The organism is Paenibacillus sp. CH40 (assembly GCF_024213605.1).
GTDB lineage: Bacteria > Bacillota > Bacilli > Paenibacillales > Paenibacillaceae > Paenibacillus > Paenibacillus polymyxa_B.
This window is the reverse complement of sequence record NZ_JANAVQ010000003.1, coordinates 119,557-131,862: the sequence shown is the minus strand read 5'-3', so window position 1 is coordinate 131,862 and position 12,306 is coordinate 119,557. Positions and strand designations below refer to the sequence as shown.

At 37.9% G+C, this 12,306-nt stretch carries 11 protein-coding genes; all 11 read left to right on the top strand.

Going from position 1 to position 12,306, the window contains the following annotated elements:
- Positions 1–183: 183 nt before the first annotated feature.
- The 11 genes from flgM to NLX73_RS10525 all read left to right on the top strand — a co-directional run bounded on the left by flgM (position 184) and on the right by NLX73_RS10525 (position 12,304).
- Positions 184–459 carry a flagellar biosynthesis anti-sigma factor FlgM gene (gene flgM, locus NLX73_RS10575; RefSeq protein ID WP_039271505.1) on the top strand — a complete coding sequence of 92 codons (276 nt, stop codon included), beginning with the start codon at positions 184–186 and terminating at the stop codon, positions 457–459.
- Positions 460–469: 10 nt separating this feature from the next.
- Complete coding sequence (locus NLX73_RS10570; protein ID WP_254326123.1) at positions 470–970, top strand: flagellar protein FlgN; 501 nt, start codon at positions 470–472, stop codon at positions 968–970.
- Between the two features lie 18 nt (positions 971–988).
- Positions 989–2,557 (top strand): flagellar hook-associated protein FlgK, encoded by a 1,569-nt coding sequence (flgK, locus tag NLX73_RS10565; protein ID WP_254326122.1) that lies wholly within the window; start codon positions 989–991, stop codon positions 2,555–2,557.
- A gap of 61 nt (positions 2,558–2,618) precedes the next feature.
- Entirely contained in the window at positions 2,619–3,539 is a 921-nt protein-coding gene (gene flgL / locus NLX73_RS10560) for a flagellar hook-associated protein FlgL (protein WP_250266804.1), read from the top strand.
- 17 nt (positions 3,540–3,556) lie between these two features.
- Positions 3,557–4,126: a DUF6470 family protein gene (locus NLX73_RS10555; protein ID WP_250266803.1), complete on the top strand. Its 570-nt coding sequence runs from the start codon at positions 3,557–3,559 to the stop codon at positions 4,124–4,126.
- A 92-nt stretch (positions 4,127–4,218) separates the two neighbouring features.
- Positions 4,219–4,671, top strand: a complete 453-nt coding sequence (fliW, locus tag NLX73_RS10550; protein ID WP_254326121.1) for a flagellar assembly protein FliW — start codon at positions 4,219–4,221, stop codon at positions 4,669–4,671.
- Positions 4,672–4,673: 2 nt separating this feature from the next.
- Positions 4,674–4,913, top strand: coding sequence for a carbon storage regulator CsrA (csrA, locus tag NLX73_RS10545; RefSeq protein ID WP_254326120.1), 240 nt, complete (start codon positions 4,674–4,676; stop codon positions 4,911–4,913).
- A 151-nt stretch (positions 4,914–5,064) separates the two neighbouring features.
- On the top strand, positions 5,065–5,880 hold the full coding sequence (locus NLX73_RS10540) for a flagellin N-terminal helical domain-containing protein (protein ID WP_235306493.1): 816 nt from the start codon (positions 5,065–5,067) through the stop codon (positions 5,878–5,880).
- Positions 5,881–6,374: 494 nt separating this feature from the next.
- Positions 6,375–7,928 (top strand): lipopolysaccharide biosynthesis protein RfbH, encoded by a 1,554-nt coding sequence (gene rfbH / locus NLX73_RS10535; RefSeq protein ID WP_254326119.1) that lies wholly within the window; start codon positions 6,375–6,377, stop codon positions 7,926–7,928.
- A gap of 1,346 nt (positions 7,929–9,274) precedes the next feature.
- Positions 9,275–11,158, top strand: a complete 1,884-nt coding sequence (locus NLX73_RS10530; protein ID WP_254326118.1) for a TPR domain-containing glycosyltransferase — start codon at positions 9,275–9,277, stop codon at positions 11,156–11,158.
- Between the two features lie 33 nt (positions 11,159–11,191).
- On the top strand, positions 11,192–12,304 hold the full coding sequence (locus NLX73_RS10525) for a glycosyltransferase (protein WP_254326117.1): 1,113 nt from the start codon (positions 11,192–11,194) through the stop codon (positions 12,302–12,304).
- Positions 12,305–12,306 lie beyond the last annotated feature (2 nt).

Sequence of the window (12,306 nt, the reverse complement as noted above, 5' to 3'; positions counted from 1 at the left end):
AAAAACGCATTCAGCTATTCAAAAAGTTTCAAATACCGCCGATAATCTTTATAGAGCTTATCGGTTTTTTTATTTTTAGCAACATGCACAAAATAAAGAAGTGAGGCATAATACGAACCATGTTCGACGCTATGTCGTCTGATACATTCTGACCATATCAAATAACTAAGGAAGGTGGAAGTTATGAAAATTAACGAGACCAACCGCATCGGAGCTATTAATCCATATCAGCGAAATATTGAAACAGGACGTCAAGAGGAGCTTAAGAAGTCCCGCCGCAAGGATGAGGTTTCGATTTCTCCGGAAGCAATGGAAATGCTGAACCGCAGCAGTGATGCAGACCGTGTTAAGAAAATTCAGGAGCTTAAGCAGCAAGTAGCTTCTGGAACCTATCGTGTGGATGCCGATAAAATTGCAGAGAAGCTGTTACCTTACTTCAAGCAGTCTTCCGAAAGCTAGGTGAAGGAATATGCCTTTAGATCGATTGATTGATGTGCTGGAACAGCTAGACCAAAAGCATCTTATCTTGTTAGAACTAGCAAAAAGCAAAAAAAAGATTGTTATGGAAAATGATATGGATAGCCTGGTTCAGCATTTGAATCAGGAATCCAGACTCCTTAAACAGGTGGAACAGCTGGAGGAAGCTCGTATGGAGGTTTCGTATGAGCTTCTTCGTGAACGTGGTATTAAGTCTCAGCTTAACTTGACTATAACCGAGCTGGCACGCCTTGTTTTTGATCCTGAAGATAAGAACAAACTCCTCAGTGTCCAGAGCCGCTTATCCCACACCCTTTCAGAATTAAAGGAAATTAATGCAATCAATCAAAAGCTCATCGAGCAATCGTTGGTGTTTATTGATTACTCGTTAGATCTACTTGTAGGTCGTCCTAATCAGGAGATGACTTATATGCATCCAGATCAGAAAAGTAATCAACTTGCACGACCTGGATTGTTCGACACTAAGGCTTGATCCGAGGAGGAAAATAGAGTGCCATCCACATTTCATTCCATAGAAACAGCTAAAAGAAGCCTTTTTACACAAACGGCAGCTTTAAATACAACAGGACACAACATAGCTAACGCTAACACAGAAGGCTACACACGGCAGACGGTCAAAATGAAGGCTTCCATCCCCATGGAGGCTTATGGTATTAATCGTTCTAATGTACCTGGTCAATTGGGAACAGGTGTTGAATTTGACGCTATTGAACGTATTCGTGAGAAGTTCTTGGATAGCCAGTATCGCGGAGAAAATACCGAACTGGGCAGTTGGACAATTCGAAGTAATACCCTTGATAAGCTACAACAGATTATGAATGAGCCATCCGATACAGGGATTCGGAAGGTTTTGGATAACTTTTATAAATCTTGGTCTGATTTAAGCAAAGACCCAGAAAGTGTAACTGCACGAACTATTGTAAAGGAAAACGCACTTGCATTGACTGATGCAATGAATCATATGAGTAAACAGTTAAGCAATCTATCTGCGGATTTAACCTCAAATGTGGAGGCTAAGTCTAGCGAGCTACAAAGTTATGTGAATTCCATAGCGGACCTGAATCAATCAATTACTAAAATTGAAGGCTTGGGAGATAACGCTAATGATCTTCGTGACCAGCGCGATTTGATCGTCGATAAAATTTCAAAAATCGTTAATGTCACGGTAACTGATACTGATCAAGGCTACAACGTTAATATGGGTGGTCAAGCATTAGTAACTGGGTTTGCACCGACTACTGGAATTAACGGCGCTTTTTTACAAGCCGCTTTTGCCTCCAATGATTTACAAGGTGGAGAAGTACATGGAATGATCATCTCCAGAGATCAATTTGTAGCAGATTATACTGCACAAATGGATAACCTCGCCAACACATTGGCAAACGGTGATATTTCTGTAACGCTACCTAAAGGCTCAGTATTGCCAGAAGGCACTGTACTGAATGGAGTGACTTATACTGGAACCAGCCGAACACTTCAATCGGATTTAACAGTTACAGTTAAAGGTCTTAATGGTTTGCATCAACTGGGTTATACCCAAGAAGATAAAGATGCTAACGGTAATATGGTTGCGGGTAAACCTTTTTTTGTAACTTCAAATAATGGTGGGACAATAACAGCAGGTAATATCACGTTAAACACTGCTATAGTAGATAATCCTAACGCTATTGCAGCATCCCTTCGGGTAACAGGCACTGCTCCTACTGAGGAATTGGTTAAGGGTAATAACACATTGGCATCCCTCATGTCCAATTTGAAATTAAACAATTTCACTTCTGTTTCTACAGGGAACACGGCTACTATTGATAGCTTTTTCAGTTCTATGGTTGGTCAGTTGGGTATAGAGGCTCAAGAAGCAACAAGACAGACACAAAACTCGACAGCCCTCGTATCTCAGGTGGAAACTATGCGCCAGTCTGTGAGTGGTGTTTCACTGGATGAAGAAATGTCCAATATGATCAAGTTTCAGCATGCCTACAGCGCCGCTGCTCGGTTTATGACCACATTCGATCAGTTATTGGATAAATTAATTAATTCCACAGGTGTAGTTGGAAGATAAGAATGGGGATTAAATATCTTAGTCTGTATACAAGGGTATTTAATTACGGAGGGATATAATTATGCGAGTTACTAACAATATGCTAAGCTCACAGCTTTTGCTGAATTTGAATCGAAATTCTGAGCGTATGAATAATACGCAGAACCAGATGGCTACCGGACGTAAGCTGAACAAGCCCTCTGATGATCCTGTAGGGATTACGTATTCCTTAAGGTACCGCTCTGAATTGTCTTCAAATGAACAATACCAACGGAATGTGGACAGCGCAGTGTCTTGGCTTGATTTTAATGATACGGTCATGGATCAGGCAGGCCAAATTATGCAAAGAGTACGTGAACTTACAGTACAGGCCTCTACGGGAACTAATCCACAATCTGCGCTGGACAGTATCAACAAAGAAATTGGTCAGCTTAAGGAACAAATGATTGATGTTGTGAACAGCCAATTGAACGGAAAATATATATTCAATGGTCAGACCTACGACAAGAAGCCTTATGACTTCCCTTTGAATGCTGATAATACGCATGATACGTCTGGAGCAGCATTAATTGCTACGGATACAGGTAATGTTAATTTTATAGTAGGTGAAAATGTAGCTTTGCCTATTAATGTTACTGGCAATGAAGTCGTAGGAACAAGCGCGGATACCGATAATTTATTTACTATTTTTAATCAGCTATCTGCGGCTTTGGCAAGTGGTGATATTAAAGCAAGTGGGGATCAACTGGCCAATATTGATACGCGTATGGACAAAATGCTGAAGGTCCGGTCGGAAATGGGGGCTAAATCCAACCGCGTTGAGCTAATGCAAAACCGTTTAAGCGATCTGGAAGTAAACTTAACGGACTTGCAGTCTAAAACGGAAGATGCGGATTACGCTGAGCTTTTAATGAATTCCAAGATCCAAGAGAATATTTACAATGCTTCTTTGTCAGCTGGAGCTAAAATAATATCCGCATCATTAGTTGATTTCTTAAGATAGTCTAAGGAGGGGGAAAGATGTCCATCATTCCGACGCTTCAGATCCGGCAAACTCCGGCTATCCTGCACATTGATGCAGACCCAGGGCAGTATTCGATTCGACAGCCCTCGGCAGATATGGAATTAACGACACGACGTGCTCAACTGGAAATTCACCAGTATAAGCCACAGCTGACCATAGATCAAAGTGCAGCCTTCTCTGCCTATAACGGTGGAAATTACCTTGAGATGAATAATCGAATTTATTCAGGGGTGCCACAGATTTTTTTACAAGCTCTTGCGCATAAAGTGGAGCAAGGTAACCGAATGGCGGATATTCACATTCCTGGGAATACGGTAGCTAATGTTTTTGGAGAGGATACTGGAACGCATGTGCTTCCTGAATTTAGGGGGCCAGCATCTATGGATAATGTCGATATTCGTGTTGAAACGCGTGCACCTGATATTACATATACACCTGCTGTATCGGAAATGCATGTTACCGTTAATCGTCCAGAGATTGAGTATACCCGGGGGAAACTGGAGATTTATATGCAGCAGTATCCATCAGTGGCCTATATTCCACCTGAAATTGATGTCGCGATGTAAAATAAGTAAGGTTATAGAGGTTATTCAAGCCGACTATAGCCTTTTTTTTATAATAAAATGTATATATCTGATTAAATATTGGAGGAATATTAGTGATTATATCCACATCTATTTGGGGTGACATTGAAGTTAATGAAAAAGAAGTATATCGATTTGAAAAAGGAATTCCGGGATTTGAGGAGACGACTGAGTTTGTGTTGCTTGATCATGATGAGGCACCCTTTTACTATCTCCAGTCCCTTCAGCAGAAAGAACTATCTTTTGTCTTAGTGGATCCTTTTATTTTTTATCCTAAATATGAGTTTGAATTACCTGATAGTGAAACGGAAGAATTGGAGATTGAATCTAATTTAGTCGTACGCAGCATATTAACAGTACATGAGCAGGTAGAAAACTCAACGATCAATTTATTGGCACCTTTGGTATTCAATCCTGATAATAGGCAAGCCAAGCAGGTTGTTTTGCACCAGTCTCCGTATTCGACCAAGCATTCACTGCGGCCCACTAAGGAAGACGAAACCATCCGTTCAAAGGAAGGTGAATAATCATGCTGGTACTTTCGCGTAAGAAAGGCGAGTCTATTATCATTCAGGATCACATTGAGGTGACGGTGCTCGGAGTAGAGGGAGATACAGTGCGTATAGGAATTTCAGCTCCCAAACAGATGGACATCTTTCGCAAAGAAATCTATTTATCCATTCAAGAGTCCAATCGTGAATCTGCTGCCCATACGCAGTTAAATTTGGATGCTTTACGCAAGATGATAAATAAAAATAACGAAAAATAAAAAAAATCCTAAAATGCTATTAAAAGATCGACGAGAATGTCGATATATATAGTACAAGCTATTGCGGAGGGGCGGCCGACTTCAACGGATAGCTGTAACAACAATAAACCACATGGATGTGGGACATTTACCTTCAGGGAGGAAATTTAAAATGATTATCAATCACAATATCGCTGCAATGAACACTCACCGTCAATTGAACGCGAACACTACTAACACAAACAAAGCAATCGAAAAGCTGTCTTCTGGTCTTCGTATCAACCGTGCTGGTGACGATGCTGCTGGTTTGGCAATTTCCGAAAAAATGCGTGGTCAAATCCGCGGTTTGGACATGGCTTCCAAAAATGCTCAAGATGGCATCTCTTTGATCCAAACAGCTGAAGGTGCATTGAACGAAACACACAGCATTCTGCAACGTGTTCGTGAACTGGCTGTACAATCTGCGAATGATACAAATACTGATGCTGACCGTCAGGAACTTCAAAAAGAAGTAGCAGAATTGACAACAGAAGTAACACGTATCTCCACAGATACTGAATTCAATACTAAAAAATTGCTGGACGGCGCTGGTGTCAGTGGTGCAGTTTTCCACATTGGTGCTAACATCGACCAAAATATTAAATTGTCTATTGGAAACATGAGTGCTGCATCATTGGGCATTTCCGCTGTTTCTATCTCCACTCAAACAGGTGCTAACGCAGCTATTTCAACTCTGGATGCTGCTATTAAATCGGTATCTTCCGAGCGTGCTAAACTGGGTGCAAACCAAAACCGTTTGGAGCACACAATCAACAACCTGGGAACTACTTCCGAGAACCTGTCTGCTGCTGAATCCCGTGTTCGTGACGTAGACATGGCTAAAGAAATGATGAACCAAACGAAAAACAATATTCTTGCTCAAGCTTCCCAAGCTATGTTGGCACAAGCAAACCAACAACCGCAAGCCGTTCTTCAATTGCTTCGTTAATCGTTTTTTTAATGGAACTGCTGAGATTATTCTCAGCAGTTTTTTTTATGCCTCAGTGCAGATTATCTGAAATGTGAATTTTCGAATGACAATGGTATTATCATCCGTTAGTATAAAGTGGATATACCCACAGCGAGGTAGAATCGGAAGGAATTCAGGGAATATCTTCACCTTGAGGAATTCGAACTTCATAGACGGCTAGTATGCGCCAGGTTTAGACTGTGGATTAAACCCAGAAACTTTTACTGCAAAAGGCGATGTAGGTAAAAGAAACAGAGTATGTAAACAAGATTTCGAGCAAGGTTGCTCCTGTTAAGAAGAGTGTACTAGGTAAATTATAGAGGTTGGAGTGCTTGAGAAGATAGTTGCGAATTTTAGCTTGATCCGGTACGCTGTTGGAATGAAATATATCTGTACTTTCTAAAGATTTTTTGTAAAAAAGGATCTGCTTAATGTTTTAAAAAAGTCGAGTGAATAATAAGGAGTGTAAAATTTTGAATATCGGAAGCATAATTGAGAGTAAGTGTGCTGGTCTGAAGGCGTTAATTTATGAGGTTAATGTTAATGAGGTTAGCGTATATATCCTCTCAAACGTTTATCCGGAAAATCATTCGGATAAATACCATCTTGAAATCCCGATGGAAACTGAGTCCTTGTATCTTGATATACGTTTGAGGACTATTATCAAGATGGATAAGTTAGAACTTGTAACTACTATATCCCCTGTTTTGCTTGAGAAAGTTTTACGCTTGGATATTCTTTTTAAGGTAGAAGGGTATTATGAATTATTCCATCTTGATAAAAATAAAGGATTTGATTCAAAATCTTCTACGGTATCATATGGTGGGCGTGTGTATGACGAAAAGGAAATGCGAAGTTTGGTGGATTCTTCCTTGGACTTTTGGCTTACCGCCGGTCGTTATAACAAACAATTCGAAAAAGAATATGCAGAGTTTCTAGGTGTAAGATACGCACTCCTTACTAACTCAGGTTCTTCAGCTAACCTCTTAGCGTTTTCTACGTTAACATCCCCAAAACTGAAAGATCGTCAGATCAAACCGGGCGATGAAGTAATCACGGTAGCTGCAGGGTTCCCAACTACAGTTACTCCAATCGTTCAGAACGGTGCGATTCCTGTTTTTATTGATGTTGAGTTAGGTACATATAACATCATTGTTGATCGTATTGAAGAAGCTATCACACCGAAGACAAAAGCCATTATGATTGCACACACAATGGGAAATCCATTTAAATTAGATAGAGTTATGGAAATTGCTACGAAATATAATTTGTGGGTGATTGAAGATAACTGTGACGCTCTTGGTTCTACATTTAATGACAAACTCACAGGTACGCATGGGGATATCGGTACATCAAGCTTTTACCCTCCCCATCACATGACTATGGGTGAAGGTGGTGCAGTCTATACTAATAATGCTCTGCTAAAGTCAATTATCGAATCATTTAGAGACTGGGGAAGAGATTGTTGGTGCCCATCAGGTTGCGATAATACTTGTAATAAGCGTTTTGGTTGGGAATTAGGTTCTTTACCATATGGGTATGATCATAAATACACTTACTCTCATATTGGTTATAATCTACGTGTTACTGAGATGCAAGCGGCCATTGGAGTGGAACAACTTAAAAAGGTCCCTACTTTCACTCAAGCACGTAAAGATAACTTTAAACGGCTATATGAAGGTTTGAAGGATCTGGAAGAGTACTTTCTTCTTCCAAGAGCAACTGAAAAATCTGATCCAAGTTGGTTCGGTTTCATTCTGACTGTGCAGGACGGCGTAAAGTTTACGAAAAATGAGATTGTTTCTTATTTGGAAGCAAATCGCATCCAAACGCGCATGCTATTTGCTGGGAATCTAACTCGTCAACCTGCATTCAGCAATGTTAATTATCGAATTAGCGGTGACCTTAAAAACACTGATAAAATCATGCGTGATACTTTTTTGGTCGGAGTATACCCGGGATTAACCGAGGAAAAAATTGAATATGTAGTGAGTAAGATCAGATCCTTTGTATTAGAAAGAAAATAAATATATAAGGTAATTATTCTTTGCAGCTAATAGTCTCTTCTAAGAATGTAACGATTGAAATCGAATGGTGTGATAAGGGAAACTTAAGGCAAGCAAAACGTTCGGGCATTGTCCCTGTGTCTGAAAATTCCCTTTAATATATCTGATGTAAAATATGAATCGAAATTTTTGTTGTGAGGAATGGATATTCTGAAAATCTAAAAACTTAAATCTTGTTTTAAATCGACGATTCTATATAGAAGAGGTTTACTGTATTGATGCCAAAACTATTTAAGATTATATGAAGTTGATATTCTTTAAAATTTTTTTTGGTGGATAAGCTTATAGATGAAAAAAAAGATAATCCAGAACACGTACAGGTCTATGTCAAATATCTTCTGTCAAGAGACTTATTTGCACGGTATTGCAATAAAATTGAAGCAAGCAGTCATTGACCACGCGGTGAAAAATATATGAGTTCCTCTACTACAATAGAGTTAGATATCTACTGCAGACTTGGAGAAATAGTGTTCTAAAACAATTAGAATAAAGTGGGATTGCGTGATATTTATACTCTTTTTCCTCCTTTCCTATATTCAAAAGGTTGTAGGTAGTGTCAGCATACCATACAGGGATTTTTCGATGAACTTAAAACCGCTCAAGCTCACAGGGCACATTAAACGATGTTACGCTTTAACAACAAAAATTCTGTGCCTGCTTCAAGATCAACGTCCCGACCTAATTATAATTTGGTCGGGAACTTAAGTTGTTACTCAGGTAATTAAGTTTGTTGAATGTGTTTCCACCTCAAACATGAATCTATACTTTTATTACTTTTTTCTGCCCCCTCCGAATATCTACAAAACCACTACTTCTAACTTCCTTTTTTTATTTTATTCATTCATTTGTAGCCGATCCTTCTGTAACAATACTGTCTCTAGTAGTAGACGGATTCATTTTTCGATGGCATCATACGTATTATCATGATTGAGTTCTGTGCTAAATTTTGCTTTTGTTGCTCCTTCTTAATTTATTTACTGATTTATCGTGAGCGTGATAGCCATTGTGATACAAGGGAAAAGTGGAGGAGTTCAACTGTCCAAGATAAGATATATTTACTCGTCAATACAGATTGAAACCACCAATTGTAATCTGCATGCCATGATTACGAACATTGGAAAGGTTATAGCGGCAAACCTGATGTACGGCTGGAGAAGGGGACTGTGTGATTATTGGATTTTAAAAATATATTTTACATATATGGAATTATTGTTACCTTCATATTTTATAAGTCGAATCTAACTTATAATTATCAATTAACCGATATATATACTAACTGATTCGTAAATGCGAAATGAGAGGAATACATGATGAAAACAATTGCGTTATGTATGATTGTAAAAAACGAGCAAGAGCATCTTAGAAGGTGTCTTGATAGCGTAAAGAACAAAGTAGATCAAATTGTAATTGTAGATACAGGTTCAACAGATGAAACCGTTAATATCGCTAAAGAATATACTAATGATGTACATCATATGGATTGGAATAATAATTTTGCAGCTGCTAGAAATGAATCTATTAAATTTGCCACTACCGACTATATTTTAGTGTTAGACGCAGACGAGTATCTAGAAGAATCTGCTGATTTACAAAAGGAAATTACCTCAGGTGCAGACTACTATTTCACAAAAATACACAATATTATGTCATTTGAACGTGCTTTAAACCATTTGGCGATCCGAATTTTTTCAAATAGTAAAGACCTATATTATCAGAACCGCCTTCATGAACATTTGAATATTATGGACGAAGAACGTAATTTGATAAGTGGACAAGCTGGACTTGTTATTATGCATACTGGCTATACAAATGAAATGATGGAGGGAAGGGAAAAAGCCAAAAGAAATCTCCCTCTTATGTTGAAGGAAGTTGAAGAAAACCCAACGGTGTATAACCTATTTAATATGGGAAGAACCTATATGTGGGTTGGGAAATATGAAAAAGCAATAACCTTTCTGAAGAGGGCTTACCCAATGAGTAAAAACTTAACAATCGCTTCAGATTTGATCATTACTTTATGTCGAAGCTTAGGGGAAATGGAAAGGTATAATGAAGCTTTACAAATTTTGCAAGAAGCTGTAGTGGTTCATCCTACAGAGGTAGACCTGCTTCATCTACAAGCACTTTACTATATGGAAATAAATCACTATAGAGATGCTATAGATACGATGACAAAATGTCTTGATATCGGTGATCAAGGCATTACCGTTACGGAAGGTCATGGGAGTTATATAGCACACTTTAGATTAGCAGAATGGTATGAACTGCAAAATGATTTGACGAAGAGTTATGAACATATTTTAGAAGCTTTTAAGCTGAAAAATGACTTTGCGCCGATTATGGGGAAATATTTTAAAATCATAGAGAAAGCAAATGTTCCATTAGAAGAAGTATTCGTAAGTACAAACCAGTTGTATCCGATATCAAATAGTGGTCAGCTGGAAAAAATGTTAGAAGTGATGTATCAATTGAGACACCCCCTCTTGCAAAGATATCTGACAGAGTATAACGTGACTGTTCAAGATAATGTAATGGCTACTGCACAACAATATGCTAGGGATTATGATGGAGCACAAGCCTTGTGGTTGGAAATAGAAGGTATGGATGAGCAAAACGGAGAGGACATTTTATTATTATCGATGATTCTCAAAGATAAAACTCTATTTGGAAGGGCCCAAACACTACTTAATCTAAGTCAAAAGGAACAAAAAAAACTATACAAAATCATAATGGATGAACCTTCAGGAGATGCTAAGTTAACACCACATTTAGAGTATATACTAGAAAGGGTACTGATGCATTTAATTCGATTACAAGAGTTCGAGACATTTGAAAAGTTATTGAATTATTTGTGGCAAGGAAGTGTTAATGTGAAGGTTAAAGTCTGTGAGCACCTTGTGAGTTATGGTTTTAACGAGATAGCCATTGATCTATTAGTTAAACTGTTTGAACAACATCCAAGGAACATAAGTATTATTAAGATGCTGGGTGATGTCTGCCTTAGTTCTGAATATTATCAAGATGCACAGCTTTTTTATACAAAATTACTTGAAGTTAGTGATGATTATGTGGCTTATGAGAGAGCTTACGAGTTATATGAAAGAGTGGATGATCAAATTGCAAAGAATTCTCTCCTAACTCAAATAAATCGTAAGTTCCCATTATGTGCATGGTCTAAACAGAATTTTTAATAAATAATAGAATGCTCAAAATAAGGAGTATACATGGGAAATTTCACGTTAGAAAATAAGCCTCGTTTGGTAGCCCTGTGGCCAGAATGTTTAAATGTTCATCTCACTAAGGATCTGGGGATGATACCGTTTATTCTTCATAAATATCATGATTATGATTCTGTAATAGCATGTTATGGCATTGAGGATTTTCCTTATATAGACGATGAAGTAAAGGGCTTGAAAATCGATTCTGTTGAAAATAGAGGAGACATCTTAACAGATGGTAATGATTATCTTTCACAACGAGCAGAAGAGATTGATATATTATTCTTAATGGGAATTTATCCATTTACGTTAAGTTGGATGGAGAAATACAAAAGTATAAATCCGAAGGGGAAAATCTATTTAAAGCTAGACGCCAATATATATTGGATGAATAGCATTGATTTAACGGATAATCTATTTGAGACGCTTAAAAAATGCGATGTAATCAGCGTTGAAAGTAAGAAACTATACCATTATTTAAACAAAAAGTGGCCCTTAAAAATAGAGTATGTTCCAAATGGATTTTATAATTTTCATTCAAGTCCAAGCGTGAATTTTAATGAAAAGGAAAACGTTATTTTAACAGTCGGGAGAATTGGAACTCACCAAAAAGCTAATGAAACTATGTTAGAAGCGTTTAAATTAGTTGCTTCAGAAATTCCTGACTGGAGGCTTAAACTTGTAGGAAATGTTGAGGAACATTTCATTCAATATACTCATGAGTTTTTCAATGAAAATCCTGAGCTTAGAGACAGGGTTGAATTAGTTGGTCCAATAGAAAATAGGAAAATTATCGAAAATGAATACAGAAAAGCTAAAATTTTTTGTTTGACTTCGAGATACGAAGGGTTCCCGTTAGTTTTCACGGAAGCTGCTAATAACGGTTGCTTTATCGTTTCTACCGAAATTGACCCGGCTTTTGATATTACCAATGAAAGCACACTTGGAACCCTTTTTCCTATAGATGATCCTTATAGATTATCTGAAATATTAATGGAGGTTTGTAATGACAATATAAGATTGGAGCATACATGTTGTGAAATTCAAAATTTCGCAGAAACTAATTTTAATTGGACTAATATATGCCATAAGCTTGATCTTTTATTACATCTAAATTAATG